The organism is Fimbriimonadales bacterium (assembly GCA_035559795.1).
Taxonomy (GTDB): domain Bacteria; phylum Armatimonadota; class Fimbriimonadia; order Fimbriimonadales; family ATM1; genus DATMAR01.
Window position 1 is genome coordinate 205,799 of the sequence record DATMAR010000009.1, and the last position, 15,356, is coordinate 221,154.

Genomic DNA, 15,356 nt, shown 5'->3' on the forward strand with positions numbered 1-15,356 from the left:
ATAACCGCTTGTTGGGATTTCAGAGAGAACCCTGAATAGCCCCCCCGGTTACCGACTTCCTAATTCTTCTCCGAATCGAGTGAGAAATTTCCGAGGATTAGCGTGTAAAATCCCACCCATGAATTCGATGAAGAGAACAACATTATACCCTGAACATGTGCGGTTAGGTGCGAAGATAGTCGAATTTGCCGGTTGGGAGATGCCGATTCAGTACACCAGCGTGGTTGCGGAATGCAAAAGCGTACGAGAACGCGCGGGCATGTTCGACGTTTCTCATATGGGTCGCCTTACTTTTCGTGGGGATAGGGTGCTGGAATTTTTGGAATGGATAACCGCGAACGATGTGAGCAAGTTGACGAATGGAGGCTCTCAATACTCTCTACTTTGTTACGAAAACGGAACATGCGTAGACGATATTATCGTATATCGTATCAACGAGAATCTGTTCCGCATGGTAGTCAACGCAGCGAACCACGATAAGGATTTGGAATGGATAAAATCTCACAACACTTACGGAGTGGCAATCGAGGACGAGACGATGCAAACGGCGATGATAGCCGTGCAAGGACCTAAAGCCTGCGAGATAACACAATCTTTGAGCAAAGACAACGTTTTGGCTATCGAGCGTTTTCATTCTTCTGAATGCAACGTAGCAGGCGCGAATTCTTTTATCGCGCGAACCGGTTATACGGGAGAGGATGGCTTCGAGTTGGTAGTTCCCAGCCAAGAATCGGTGAAGGTTTGGCAAGCGTTATTAGAGAAAAATGTCGTTCCATGCGGTCTTGCTGCAAGGGATGTGCTTAGGGTCGAAGCCGGATTGCCACTTTATGGGCATGAATTGAGCGACCAAATTTCACCGATCGAAGCAGGTCTCGGATGGGTAGTCTCGAAAACGAAGAAGTTCATCGGCTCGGATGCCATCGAGCGGATGCGCAAAGAAGGTACACGACGTAAACTCGTTGGCATTTTGATGGACGGGAGGATGGTGCCTCGGGAAGGTTATCCTGTGTTTTGTAATGGCAAAGAAATCGGGAAAATGAGCAGTGGTGTATATTCGCCGACTCTCGAGCGCGGAATCGGTTTCGCGTTTGTTTCTTCGGAATATGCGGAAGAAGGTTTGCGGTGTGAAGTCTTAATTCGCGATAAAGGCTTTCCGGCAACGGTAGTTTCGAAGAGATTTTTGAAAAAGAAATAGAAATAAAGGAGGTAGTATCTCGAAGATGAAATTACTTGGTAAAAAGGGTTCTGGTTCTTTTGTTCGCATTTTAATTTCGATTTTTTTACTTTCTTCTTCGCTTTCTGTTTTCGCAGAGCCGAACGTAGAGGAGCTATTACAGAATTTTCATTTTCGTTCCGTTGGACCTGCTGCGAGTGGGGGGCGTGTAGTAGATATCGAGGTGCATCCCTCGAAACCGTATACGATTTACCTCGCTTCGGCATCCGGCGGTATCTGGAAATCCGAAAACAACGGCACGACTTGGACGCCGATATTCGACAATCAAGGGACGATTTCTATCGGAGACATTGCGATTGCACCTACCAACCCGGACATTATTTGGGTCGGAACGGGAGAACACAATAATCAGCGAAGTGTCCTTTGGGGGGATGGGGTTTACAAATCGGAAGATGGAGGAAAGACTTGGCAGAACATGGGTTTTCGGGACAGTCTGCATATTGGTCGCATCGTGGTGGATTCGAAAAATCCAAACGTCGTTTATGTCGCCGTGTCTGGATGGCTTTTTCGAGCAGGGGGGGAGCGCGGAGTTTATAAAACGACAGACGGGGGGAAAACCTGGAACTTGGTTTTAAAACCAGAGAACGATACAACCGGCTTTATCGATATCGCGCAAGACCCGAAAGATAACCGCGTACTATATGCCGCAGCCTACGACCGTTTGCGAAGGCCATGGCATTTTCGCGAAACGGGAGCTGGTTCTGCTCTTTATAAAACAACGGATGCTGGCAAAACTTGGAAAAAGTTGACGAACGGATTGCCCACAGGCGAAATCGGTCGAATCGGAGTTGTCGTTTCGCCGACTGACACCAAGATAGTCTATGCAGTCATCGAAAATCCTGCTCCTCGTACAGGGACAACGGTTTACCGTTCGGAGAATGGCGGACTGACCTGGAAAAAGATGAACGACAGATCGCTTACAGGAAGTTATTATTACGGACAAATCCGTGTTGACCCGAAAAACCCACAACGAGTATTCGTGTTGGCAACGAGGCTTCATAAAAGCGAAGACGGAGGAAAAACATTCGAGACGATTGCGCGTGGAGTTCATGTAGATTTCCATGCAATGTGGATTGACCCGAATGACACCGATAGGATTCTGTTGGGATGCGATGGCGGGTTCTACATGAGTTACGATGGAGGAAATACTTGGGATTTCGTAAACAATTTACCGATTGTGCAGTTTTATGCAATCGGTGTGGATATGGCGAATCCTTATAACATCGTGGGGGGGACGCAGGATAATGGCGTTTGGCTAGGTCCTTCTCGCACTCGTTCCGGTGGGGGAATTACGAATCGGCATTGGAGCAACATTTATGGGGGGGATGGCATGTATTCCGTCCCAGACCCGGAAGATCCATATACGATTTATACGTCTTCCCAATTCGGAAATGTCGTGAGGATTGACATGAAGCGTCGTGACGTTAGGAACATTCGTCCGCGAGAAAGCGGATTGCGTTATAACTGGATGACGCCGTTTTTGACGTCTCCGCACAATCCTCGTGTTCTGTATTTGGGCGCTCAGAAAGTATTCCGCTCGTATGACCAAGGGGATAACTGGCATGCGATTAGTCCGGATTTGACGACGAACGATGCCGAAAAAATAAAAGGCAATGTTCCTCATTGCACGATAACCACAATCGATGAATCTCCCAAACAAGCAGGTGTGATTTGGGTGGGAACGGATGACGGAAATCTCTGGGTAACGCGCGATAATGGTGCAAGTTGGACGAAAGTGAATGACAATTTGCCCGCTGATGCTCCGAAGGGCTATTGGGTTAGTCGTGTCGTCGCTTCGGCTCATGAAGAAGGAACGGCATATGTCGCCATAACAGGTTTCCGCGAAGAAGATTTTCGTCCGTTTTTATACAAAACGACGGACTTCGGAAAAACGTTTACTTCGATTTCTAATGGCTTGCCGAACGAACCGATATCCGTCGTAAAGGAAGATAAGCTCAACCCGAAATTGCTCGTAGTCGGCACGGATTTAGGATGCTACATCAGCATTGATGGTGGACAAAGCTGGCACAAAATGAAAAATGGCTTGCCGACGATTGCAGTTCACGACATCGTAATTCATCCGCGGGACGGAGATTTAATTTTGGGAACGCATGGCAGAGGAATCTTTATTTGTAATATTCAAGTCCTTAGACAATACACGGATGACGTAAAAGGAAAACCATTTCATTTATTCGATCCAGGCGCTGTGTTGAATATGCAACCTGTTTTCGAGATGTCGGATGGTTTTCGAGGACAGCGCGTGTTTCTTGCTCCGAATCCAGAACCGGGGACGAAAATTGCTTACTACATCAAAGAACCTATTTCAGAAGAGCCTATCCTTCAAGTCACGGACGTTGCTGGAAATGTCGTCGCCGAGTGGAAAGGTGAAAAATCAGCAGGAATTCACTTTTTTTCTTGGGATTTACGCACTCAAAAAACAGAACGACCGCGTCCGCTTCCTTCCGGTAGTTATCTTGTTCAATTGAAAGTAGGAGATAAAACGGAGAAGAAGGTTTTAAAAATTACGGACTGGGAACCGTAATAGATTCCCAGTCCTCGTATCCCTCTACAAGCGACGTCGTTTACTTCGGCAAATCCATAGAGTCGGAGTGAATGTATGCGTAAAGTTCCTTGTCGGTGATTCCATCGAAGGAATATTGCGTTTTGAGTTCTCGAATCGCTCTCGCATAAGCGAATGCACATCCGACTTCCATGAAACTGCCAGTGTATGGGTCCCATTCCCCACGCTCAGAACCCTTCTTTTTCTCCTCGTCGAGAAGTTTTTGATAAAGTCTCGGGTTCCACAGGGGGCTGGTATCACCTTTAGTCCAAAGGTCTCGGAATCGAGAATCAATACCTTGATGGATATTTATCTCTTTGATGTTCCATTTTCCATCTTGGTCGGTAAATTCCTTACCCTTCTTCGCATATTTCTTGATCAACTCGAAGGGTGCGTTATAGAAATAATCTTTGCGTATCGGAATGTCTTTTTTGTTGATTCCGAATTCCGTATGGTGGGGTGTCCAAGATTCTAATTGCCAAGGCGAAATATAGATGTTGATTCCGAATTCCGGACCCCATCTCCAATAAGTATGGTTCGATGTTCCGTAAAACGGTTCACCCCAAATCGCCTTCGCTTGAACTACGAAAGAATCGAAATTCGCTTGGACGGATTGTTTGAGTTTTTCCGAACCCCATCCTCCAGACATGTCTACGTTATCGAAACTAAATCCGAGACTGAATACGAATTGCTGGAACGCTGGATCGAACAAATTCCAAAGACCGAACCCCCAACCTAAGTTATCCATTTCGGGTCCGTTCCAGCACTGCATGCGAACGCCGACAGGGAAGATGCTTCTCATATAGGCGATTTGGTTGAGAAGGAAATCACGAATAGTCGGGATGTTCAAACCGATTCCGATTGCGCAAATTCCTCCGCGCGTGTTGGAAAGAACGTTTCCGTCTACAACCGAATAATAGTTCCAAAGCGCATTGAATTGGGTTTCGGTAACTAAACTCTCGACACCGGGATTGAAACATACACCCGATATCGTATACATGATGCCGTGTTCGAGGCACTCTTCGAATACAGCCGCTGCATGATAGATGTCGTATCCCTGGTCAGTTCCTCCGAGAGGGTCGTTAATTCTCGCTCGATTGAGTCCGAGACGTTTAAGAAACAATATTTGCCATAGGCGTTTTTTCAAAGATTTATCGAAGCACCAAGGAGCGACATCTGCACCAAAGCCTTGTACAGCAAAAATGGGATCTGTTTCTGCCGAAGCATTAGCAGCGGCTGAGGCTTTGGTTGAAAGTAATTTTGGGAATGTTCCTGCGAGTGCAACTGCACCTGCAGTTTTAATAATGTCTCTACGACTAAGTTTCATTTTTCCTCCTAAGTCCCTGGACTGTAACAATCTCCACAAGATCCTTTGCAAGGAACCGTAAGCAGTCCCTCAAAAGTAACTCTTTACAGGCAGTTGTATTCCGTAACCAAAAAGCGATTCTACAGGTAAGGATGACAGCGTGTCAAGTGTCAACAAAAAAAGCCGACCCTAATAAGGGTCGGCTTGGGGTTAGGGAGGGGGAGGTAATAAAAAAGTCTTTAACTTGTCATTTGTTTTTCGTTATTCATTCATCGTTGGTAATTCGAGCATAAATCGCGCGAAAAATATCCTTTTAGTAATATAGCTTTCGTCTTCGTGGGATACAGATTCTCGTCCTATAAGACGAGCAAAAAGTGTGCCAACGTTCGAAATTTGCTCTGAAATTTCTAATCCTGGTAATTTTGCGTAATACGAAAAATTTAACATTTAAAATTCCTTTCCCTCGAGTTGGCAATTCAAGATACATCTAACGCGGTGAGAACGTTGCTTGTGAGAAGTTTTACTTTGGCAGGCACCTAAGTGACATCCACAACCCTCCGGAATTATAATGGTCTACGTGAAACGTGAAGATTCTATCGAGAACGTGATTATCATGGGCTCAGGACCCGCTGGTTATACGGCTGCACTGTATGCCGCTCGGGCAAACCTCGAACCACTTCTTTTCACAGGACTTCAGCCCGGTGGGCAACTCATGCTCACGACCGAAGTCGAAAATTACCCTGGTTACCCCGAAGGGGTTTTGGGGCCAAAAATGATGGAAGACTTCCGAAGGCAGGCAGAACGGTTCGGCACTCGAATCGTGGAGGCTGCCATTGCTCAGGTCGACCTTAGCCGACGACCTTTCAGAGTCTTTGCGGGGGATAAGGAATATTTTTCACGAACCCTCATCATTGCCACGGGTGCGGAAGCGAAGTGGCTGGGTGTTCCGGGGGAGAAGGAATACGCAGGCTACGGGGTGAGCGCTTGTGCTACATGCGATGGATATTTCTTTCGAGATAAGGATGTGATCGTAGTAGGGGGGGGAGATACTGCGATGGAGGATGCTTTGTTCCTTACCCGATATTGCAAAAGAGTTACTGTCGTTCATCGAAGAGACGAATTGCGCGCTAGCAAAATCATGCAACAACGCGCATTTCAAAATGCAAAAATAGATTTCATTTGGAACACAGTAGTGGTCGAAATCCTGGGCGAGGATGCTCCGAAAAAACACGTCGTAGCGGTGAGATTGAAAAACACTGTGGATGGTTCCGAAAAGGAGATGCCTATAGATGGAGTTTTCGTGGCGATTGGTCATCGTCCGAATAGCGAACTTTTTAAAGGCGTTTTGGAAATGGACGAATTGGGATATATCAAAACGCAACCTTGGAGAACGCTGACAAATGTTCCCGGCGTATTCGCTTGCGGAGATGTGATGGACCGAGTTTATCGTCAAGCCGTCACCGCCGCAGGCACAGGATGTATGGCGGCGATAGATGCTGAACGTTTTTTGGAAGCGGAAGAGCATCATAAATAAAACTAAACTAACAATTGCTTTCTTTCTGACATGTCTGATATGTCTAACGTGTTTTAGTTGTTTTAAGGCATATCGTAAACCCGAACTTGCAAAGCAGGAGGAATATCGGTTTCATCGCAGCGCTGAACCCTGGAGGCTTATCAGTAATCAGCCATTCGAGATTCCTGCATATTTAGGCAATCGTTGGTTCGGTATTCGCCTCGCTTCGAATGGCTCCGGTTTTGATGAAAACTTTGATGAAAAAACGGAACCTCTGCCTTGCTTTTATTTGCAAAAAGATATCCTTTGCAGAATTCCTAATATCGCACAGTTCTTATTTTGGGCGGACGGAGAAATTTTAACGCCATCGAAAACGTCGTCGTATCTCTCAATTCTCGATATGCGCAGTGGGCTTTTTACCATCCAATGGAAGCAGAAATTGGGAAACGATAAGAACGTCTCCGTGAAAATAGAGAACGTTTGTAATCCTATTCGACCGGAGATCGCTCAGCGTGTGTTGATCACCGCAGATGAGCCAATTGAAATTCGTCTTTGGAATGGATTTAAAGGGATGGAGTATTCGATAAAACGGAGCGAAAACTCGAAAACCGAGAATTACGAAGGGCGAATCAAACTCGTTCCGGTTTCAGATGGGGAAAAGAAAGCACTTACACAAAATTTTTTATATTTTGTTCGAGAATGTAGATTTTCACAAAATGGGATTACTACGAAGGAAGAAACAGGTGGAACTCTTTCGAGCAGTGAGGAACCAGTTCGAGAATTCGTATTCGAAAGCGTTACGAAATTGAGTGAAACTCCAATTGCAGAAAGTGGTGATTCTTTCGAAGAGGTATACGCTCGAGCGAAGGAGTGGTGGGAAAAAAGATGGAAAACGGACATCGAAATCGAGGGTTCTCCGGAAGACCAAAAAGCCGTTCGCACTTTTTTGTTTTATTTATATATGAGCGCAAACGAAAAACTCCCACCGATGGGATTGAGTTCGGAGAAATATCGCGGTCATCGTTTTTGGGATGCCGAGGCTTGGATGCTGCCGGTTTATGTTTGGATCTTTCCAGATATCGCAAAGAAAGCGACACGATGGAGATTGAATGCGATACGAAAATCGCAGATTGTTCCTTGGGAGCAAGGAGCGGGGGGGCTGGACCTTACTCCCCCAGAATTCAAAAACGCGCTGCACGTCGCAGGATGGGTGTGGTGGTGGATGGAACGAGCAAGAGCATTCGATTTTCTCGATGAAGAAGAATGTTTTTACGTTCGCTCCATCGTCGGGGAACAGTTTCTTCGACATGCTAGCCATTTCGATTCGAAAACGGAGATTCGCTCAGTGAGGGGTCCCGACGAGGCACGTGAACGAAATAACGATTTGATAACGAACTTACTCGCAAAAAGCGTTTGGCACGAACTTTCTATGGATGATCGAATCCCCCGAGAACAGCGTTATCTTTATAAGCAATACTCTACGACGATAAAAATACCTGCACTCGCTAATGGCATTCCCGCCACCTATGACAACGACCATCTGCGCAGTTATCAACAAACGACTGCGCTCTTAGCCCTTTTTCCCCTCGAATGGAATTTTTCTCGTGAGATAAAAATTCGAATGTTCGACCTTTACAAAAACAAAATCAGCCCAATTGGTCCAGCGATGAGCGATAGTATTCATGCGACCATTGCAGCACGCTTGAATCGTCCTGAGGAGGCTTATGCGTTCTGGAAAGCCTCTTGGAAACCTTTTCTCCGCGAGCCGAATGCGCTTTTCAGCGAAAGAAGAAACACGAACGAAACAACCTTTCTAACCGGAGCAGCGGGATGTCTCCAGGCGGTGATTTATGGTTTTTTAGGGATTCGGCTCGAAAAGGGGAAGGGAGAAGTGAATGCACCCTCGAAAGTTTTGGCAAATGGTTATAGAATTTCTATCGAGCCTTGCCTTCCTGCATCTTGGAAGAGCATAACGTTCCATAATGTTCCTATATCAGGAGGGTATGTAACGATTCGTGCGTCGCGTAAAGGCGTTGAAATCTATGAGACGGAAAAAACTAAAAGATAATATGGAGGTAAATGACCATGCCCAAAGTTCTTCTCACGGTGGACTGCAAAGCAGCCCACCACCAGCGATGCTACACTCCCGAGATCGTTAAAATCGCAGAACAACATGTAGTTCCTTTGACGTGGCTCATCCATACATCCGGTGCAGACCCGAGTGCAAACACCCAACTTTATTATCACGAATACTTTCATAAAATCCCCAGTTGGCATGAAATCGGAATGAATGTTTACTTCGAAAACGATCGTGGCTATGTCGAAGACCCGAAAGAAAGAGGGAGCATCATTCAAATAGCGAAAGACGTTTTGAAATCCCATCGGATTAAAGCTACGAGTTTTCGCGCGGGTTGCTTTGCATTGCTTCCGAGTGATTTAAAATACTTGGAAGAAGTAAAAATCATTGCGGATTCGAGTTCGGTGAGTGGCAGCGATTATCGCATGTTCGTGGATTGGGGGGGTGCACCTACTTATCCTTACCGTCCGAGTTACGAGGATTTAAAACAAGAAGGGAACAGTAAAATCGTTATTTTCCCAGTGACTTGCGCGAAGGGACAATATGCTTATTTAGATAAAGGCGCGGAAGAGGCAATCGGGATAATCGAAGCGGCTGGAGAGCGCGAAGTGTATTGCATAGGCATGCGCGACTATATGGATTGTGCGGCGGCGCTCGATACCGTCATTCAATACTTCAAAGGACGCGGTTCACGTTTCCTCACTTTAACGAATGCCGCTTCGGAATTTTTCAATACACCGAAAAAATAATATTTGAGATACAAGCAGTTCTATTATTGCGAAGGTTTTACCTTGGCGGCGATTTCGATGAGTTGTGCTTCCGATAAATTCGATGAAGCCAATGCGTATCGAATTTCACCACGCTGCCAAGTAATCACGGTGAGTTTGAATGGCTCTGTGATAGTGTAGCTTTTCGCTTGCGAAATCTTTTGTTCCGAAATGGGTTTGCCGGTTCCCAGAGAGAGCGGTCCCAAATACGGTTCTGCGGCGGAACCGTGCACTTGAATGAAAGTCAATACTTCTCCGGTTTTCGGGTCTACGAAATCGCTTTTTGCGACGAGAACCTTTTTGTTTTGTGCTTCTTGTTGTTGAGCAGCAGTTCCAGGCGCGATTACTCGTCCGCGGTCGTCCATTTGCAAGGTAATTTCACGTCGTTCTCCACCTTCACTCGTTCCGATAACTTGAACCTGGCGTGAGCCATCCGGCAATACCGTTACGGATACCTCCGCTCGACCCCCCCTTTCTCCCATAGAACGAAGTGCTCTCGCTACTTCTCTTCTGCTCAATTGATTCTCTCTACGCTGTCGGAGTTGATCCATTTGCTGTTGTCTTTGCGCTTGAGCAGCCAACTGAGCCGTGTTCGCTGCGATTTCTCGATAAAGGGTTTGAACATATCCGTGGGTTAAAGAAGTATCGAAAGAAGAAGCCCATTTTTCTACGGGTGGCTTGGATGCTTCATTCACTTTGGATATATCGGAATAAAAATCTTTGATGCTGCGAGTTTCCGGTACTCGCAAAAGCGCTTGCGCAGATACGACACCTTTGATAATCACTCCCTTATCTGGGGGGGCGAAGAGTACTCCTTCGGGAAGAGTCCCATAATCGAATTTCGTAAATTCTCTTTGATAGACCAATGAGCCATTGAAGTAATCTTGCAGTTTCAAAGCGATTCCCGTTTCACGGTCAATCCATATTCTTTGGAAATCTTTGTTCATCGAATCGGGTCTTTCCAAAATGTCGAAGACCATGCATTCTCGTCCTGCGATTTTTTCCGGCTTGCGCACCAGCACGCGCTTTTGAAGCGCTTTTTCGATACCCTTCAAATTGAATTCCAAATCCGCCCTCGAAAAACGCGGCGTTTCCAAGTATTCGAAAACCTCGAAGGAAGATGGCAGCAGTATCTGCAGTGCGTAGTTGGGTTTTCCCTCGAGCCATGTAAAAATGCCCTTCGAAGAATACACCTCGACGCGTGGAACCCCCTCCAGCTCACCGTTTACCGGTGCTGTGGTGTAGACGGCTAAGTTTTCCCCTTCTTTGACTATACGGACGGTGCGCGGTGATTTTCCCGTATAGGTTTCGACCACGGTTCCGGTAATAACGTCAGGACGTTTCCAGCCGTCTTGGGCATTCGAAAGCCCTAAGGAAACGAGAAGCATGAGGGCAACGAGTAATTTCTTCATTCTTCCTCCGATAGTTTAGGCTACTGATTTTAGGCTATTTTTTGTCTGCTCTAGTTAATAAACGTTTAGATTTCGTTTTTGCTACCTATTTTACGTAGAAAAACGTCTCACTGGTTCCCCATTCGGAGGTATTCCTCCTGTTGCTCCTTCGTGAGGGAGCGCCAGATCAAGAATTGTTGTCGAAGCGAGCCTATAAAACGCCTATTGAGGCTTTCCCAATGCTCGGGGTCACCACTGAAACGATGGATATTCAAGGCGATTCCAAAAATCCCGGGAATTTCTGTCTCTTCGAACACGATTTCGAATTTTTGCTGTACCCCCAAATCGTAGGGCGCGAGCCAGCACCGAGCCGAAGTAGCGAGGTAGCCGTTTTGTATTTGGGTTTCTACGTCTGTGGTCACGAACTCTCCGATTGCATATTCTTCGAAGGCTTTGAGCCATTGCTCGTAATAACGGGCTAACCCTACGGATTGTTCGCGTGATGTCGTGAATGGTAAGGGAATCTTCCATTCGTCAGATTCCGGTGTCGTAATAACCCATTCTTGTCCAGCCGAGGTGGCAATGCGAGAGGCGATTTTTGCAGGGTAAATCGTGCTCGAAAAGACGACGAATATCACCATGAGTACAGAGACGAAGGCAGACATACTGCTAAAGTTGAGATAGATTTCCGGAAAAAGATTTGTCATTCCAACGAATTTGCCGACAATTTGCGCGAAGATGTACCCCCCCACGACTCCCAAGATTGCATACACCAAAGCCTCGGCGAAAAAGAGCGAAGAGATGTTGCGAGGGCTCAAGCCGATGGCGCTGAAAATTCCTATTTCGCGCTCTCTTTCTATGACACTCGCAATCATCGTGTTCAGCATAATAATTGCAGCGAGAATTGCAGGAATCAGGACATACTCGAAGCCGGTTCCTTGCGTTGCGGCTACACTGCTGAAACGTCGAATCACAGGTTTCCCGTCTCGCAACGCAGATCCATAAAGATTTCGGTTCACTCTCGGCAAAAGCGCGCGCATTGCGTTTTCTGCCTCTCGATGGTTCGAGAAAGAAACAGCGATCGTGCGCATCACCCCCCCTATTTCTAATGTCGTTTGCGCAGGGAGAATCGCTATTTGGCTCGGGTCGAGCCGCACGTAGGTGAGAAACGACGCATCCCCCCCTTGCCCTCTTTGCTGGAGTTGCCCAGAGCGGTCGAAATCGGCAGGCATGAAACTTTCTTGGTCCAAATCGTTCAGTTTTTTAAGAGCCAAATCGTCTGCTATTCCGACGAGTCGAAAGTTCATCCCTCCGAGTCGAACCAGCGTGTGATTCACGTCGTCAGGAAGGATTGCCAGTCGCTCGGCGACGGAGCGCGGGAGAATGATAGCGTCTCTTTCTCCTTTTTCGAACCATCTCCCCCCCGGCAGTAGCGCGAGATGTGGAGCGAGAACATGTCTCTCGTCACTTTCGAGTCCGAGTATAGCGTTGACTTCGACCATTTTTGCATTGGCGTGTAGGGGCAATACGCTCTGTGCCCCCCCTTGAGCTCCGTAAAACCAGACACGTCGAACGACCGGATGCTCATCGCCGAATTCCGTGAGCAGTATTCGATAAGCGACGTCGTCCAAAGGCTGAAGTTTCACGTCTCTAAGCAAGATTCCTGGATACTGCGGCTTTCCGGGTTCTTCGATTTCGTTGAAGCGCAGATCCGTGATGATGCTCGTGAAACTCAACATCGCAAAGGTAACCAAAACAAGAGTAAGCCCTGTGAGCGTCGTTCGCATAGGTCTTCGACGCATGTTGTTGATTCCGATTTGTAACGCGGTGAAAAGAATGCTTACTCGGCTGAGTTTATGTTCGTGTGTGCCCTCCGATTCTCTTTGATATAAAAGCAAACTGGATTCGAACTTTCCGAATACGAAGGTAATGACGATTAGACTCAATGCGCCCATCGTGAAGGCGACGAAAATCATAAAAGTGTTTCCGCTGAGGTCGAAAGCGGGGTGGAGATAGCGCAACGCGAAGAAAGTGGCGATGAAAATCGAAGATGAAGCGAGGAGTTGGTTGAGGAGTTTTTTGAATCCGAAAAAAAGCCTTTCCAAAAAATAGCAGAAAGGCATTATAAGAAATAAGTAAAAAACTAAACCATTTACGATGTCTTTCGTGGTAGATAAAATTAAAGGATGCACTCTCGCGGCATATCCCCATGCTTCGAGGGCATCGCGTTCTGCGAGCGCATAATGTTTTTGTTCATATGCTTTTTTGGCGGAGAGAATCGCATTCCATGCTTTTCCGTGCAGGTCTTCGATGCCCTTGTTGAGAATGCGATGTTTGCGAAGAAGCGCGAGCCTCTCTTCGTTGATCGTATAAATATCTACTGCAGACTGCAATGCGATAGAAAATACAGGCATTCTCTTCGACAAGGGAAATCCTGTACCTTCGGGTATTTCCTGATTACTGTTCGTAAGAAGTAAACGGGTATCGTTAGCCGCATTTTTCCCTACGATTTTAAAGCGGTCATTTTCGATGCCGAAGAAGACCCCCCCGTCTTCCCAAAGTGGTTGTTCTCGCCAGCGATAATCGCGTTGGGATACTTGAAGACTATAACGTCGTGGGTCGCCGTTGTTTCTTCCATCGAGCATTTTCAGCACCGTCAGGGATTGCATCGAAAGAGAATCGCGCAGGCCGTAGAGTTCCCACGCTAAACACGAAAAAACTGCAATGGGCACTTCCCGATAAGCCGTATTGAGAAAGAACGTAGTAGGAAACCGGTTAGGATGTTGTTCGTTGAAATCCAATGTCCGAATGATTTCTCCATCTTTTCCGATTTCGTATGCCCACAGACTAATCGGAAAACGGTCAAGAGGATAAAAAGCGGTAACGGGGGGGATTCCCAAAAGACGATATCGAGCCTCTTTCCCGTATGCGCGAGCGACATACGCGCCTCGAATTCCTGCGTATGACGGATAACGGTTCTCCAAAACGACTAATGCATTTCGTACGGGAATGTCGGGAAGAAAACTCCGACGAGGATCGTACGTCAAAACCTGCCCTGCAATCGTCGAAAATCCCGCCTTTAGCGACATTTTTAGGAATTCACTTCCGCCACGATAGGGAACGGCATTATCTCCATAAAGAGATTCGTTTTGTGAGTCGTTCAGAAGGTGGTCGAGCAGACAAAGTATCGTTCGCAATTGTGTACAAAATGCTGGAAGGTTTACGTTTTCTAAATTATCGAAAGGAGTGTCTTGATGGTATCGAGCGTCTTCTGAAGTTACGAACGAAATCATATTCAAACCTGCGAGGTTAGCGATTTCTCCTTCGTGAGCGATTCGGCAAAGAATGTTGTTTTTCCATGCGCGTCCGTCCGGGTTATTCACTCCGTCGTAAAAAATTTCACGCTCTTCTCTTTGCATCGTGCGCGCGATTTCAGGAATTCGTTCACGCATGAAACGAGCAACGGCGGTTTCTTCTTGAATCACTTCCCATCGGTATTCCACCCACCACCCGAATCCTAGCGGAACGACCCCGGTGCTATGACTGCTCAAATCGAGAAAATACGCAAATTGCGGGATGCGATAGTTCGTGATTTTCCAGTTATCCTCGAAGCGTTTTTCTAAAAATTGACGAATACCTTGCATCGCTTGAAAGTGACCAGAAGTAAGAAGCAACAAAACGCTTCGCTTCGGTTTGTTCTTTTTTAAAAAGTGAGCGATTTCAATCAATGCAGCCGCGCTGCATGCTTGCTCTGCACCATGGGGAAGACCGGGCACGACAGAAATCGAATCGGAGTACGCACCGATGAGAATCCATTCATTTTTGAATCCAGGGTCGCTTCCGGGAATCGTAACGAAAAGATTTTCTGCTTCGATTTCTATCCATTTTTGGTTACAATGAACGCGGATTTGTTTGTCGAGAGATTGAAAAAGAACTTTTGCATCCTCTCTCGAAACCCAAAATCTCGGAAAATCTAAGGGGAGATTCGACCAAAGCATCTCTCCTTGCGAGCGCCATGTAGCATCGGGTTCGAGAAAAATCGCTGCCTTTGCGCCTAAGCGCGCAGCAATCAGCCAATTCGTTTCCGAATTGAAATCCATCAAAACGATGCTTCCATCTACCTTTTTGCCCTCGTATCGTTCGATTCCACCATCGCCGACGTAAATCAAGTTTCCTGTCAAATCGCAAGAAGAGGTTCTCACTCCGTTAGGCCAAAGAGGGAACAACGTCGTGTTACCGTGCGGCGTAAATGCTTTTGCTTTCGCAGTTGGGTCCGGAATCGTAAGAGGATAAGTCTCTTTTCGAACTTCGCCTGCGCTCCCCAATCCTTCTTTCGAACGCAACCATTTCGAGAGTTCCGTGGGGGGGCTTCCAATTCGCGTCTTGGAAGACATCTTCACGATAGAGTTTCGGACTCGCTCGATATCGATACCTCTGATGATTTCCGAGTAGTTGCGAGCGCTTTGCGAGAAGGAAAGGGAAGTTATTAAAAACAGTAAAAGAAGGCT

General features: G+C 46.7%; 8 protein-coding genes. 5 read left to right on the forward strand and 3 right to left on the reverse strand.

Translation table 11 applies throughout. The annotated features are described in order from the left end of the window. Positions 1 to 118: 118 nt before the first annotated feature. On the forward strand, positions 119 to 1,195 hold the full coding sequence (gene gcvT, locus VNK96_06510; GenBank protein HWP31358.1) for a glycine cleavage system aminomethyltransferase GcvT: 1,077 nt from the start codon (positions 119 to 121) through the stop codon (positions 1,193 to 1,195). 25 nt (positions 1,196 to 1,220) lie between these two features. Continuing rightward, on the forward strand, positions 1,221 to 3,776 hold the full coding sequence (locus VNK96_06515; protein HWP31359.1) for a T9SS type A sorting domain-containing protein: 2,556 nt from the start codon (positions 1,221 to 1,223) through the stop codon (positions 3,774 to 3,776). A 40-nt stretch (positions 3,777 to 3,816) separates the two neighbouring features. On the opposite strand, the gene VNK96_06520 is transcribed toward VNK96_06515, so the two are convergent. Next, the gene (locus tag VNK96_06520; GenBank protein HWP31360.1) at positions 3,817 to 5,121 is read right to left on the reverse strand and encodes a hypothetical protein; all 1,305 of its coding nucleotides are present in this window, start codon (positions 5,119 to 5,121) and stop codon (positions 3,817 to 3,819) included. A 547-nt stretch (positions 5,122 to 5,668) separates the two neighbouring features. Between VNK96_06520 and trxB the strand changes: the two genes are divergently transcribed. The 3 genes from trxB to VNK96_06535 are packed head-to-tail and all read left to right on the forward strand — an operon-like array spanning position 5,669 to position 9,439. Beyond that, the gene (trxB, locus tag VNK96_06525) at positions 5,669 to 6,634 is read left to right on the forward strand and encodes a thioredoxin-disulfide reductase (GenBank protein HWP31361.1); all 966 of its coding nucleotides are present in this window, start codon (positions 5,669 to 5,671) and stop codon (positions 6,632 to 6,634) included. After that, entirely contained in the window at positions 6,594 to 8,681 is a 2,088-nt protein-coding gene (locus VNK96_06530; GenBank protein HWP31362.1) for a hypothetical protein, read from the forward strand. Before trxB ends, VNK96_06530 begins: the two co-directional genes overlap by 41 nt. A gap of 17 nt (positions 8,682 to 8,698) precedes the next feature. Then, a complete protein-coding gene (locus VNK96_06535) occupies positions 8,699 to 9,439 on the forward strand; it encodes a hypothetical protein (GenBank protein ID HWP31363.1) in 741 nt (246 codons plus the stop codon). A gap of 23 nt (positions 9,440 to 9,462) precedes the next feature. On the opposite strand, the gene VNK96_06540 is transcribed toward VNK96_06535, so the two are convergent. Beyond that, positions 9,463 to 10,869 (reverse strand): hypothetical protein, encoded by a 1,407-nt coding sequence (locus VNK96_06540; protein HWP31364.1) that lies wholly within the window; start codon positions 10,867 to 10,869, stop codon positions 9,463 to 9,465. Positions 10,870 to 10,976: 107 nt separating this feature from the next. Then, complete coding sequence (locus VNK96_06545; protein ID HWP31365.1) at positions 10,977 to 15,242, reverse strand: FtsX-like permease family protein; 4,266 nt, start codon at positions 15,240 to 15,242, stop codon at positions 10,977 to 10,979. Between the last annotated feature and the right edge of the window lie 114 nt (positions 15,243 to 15,356).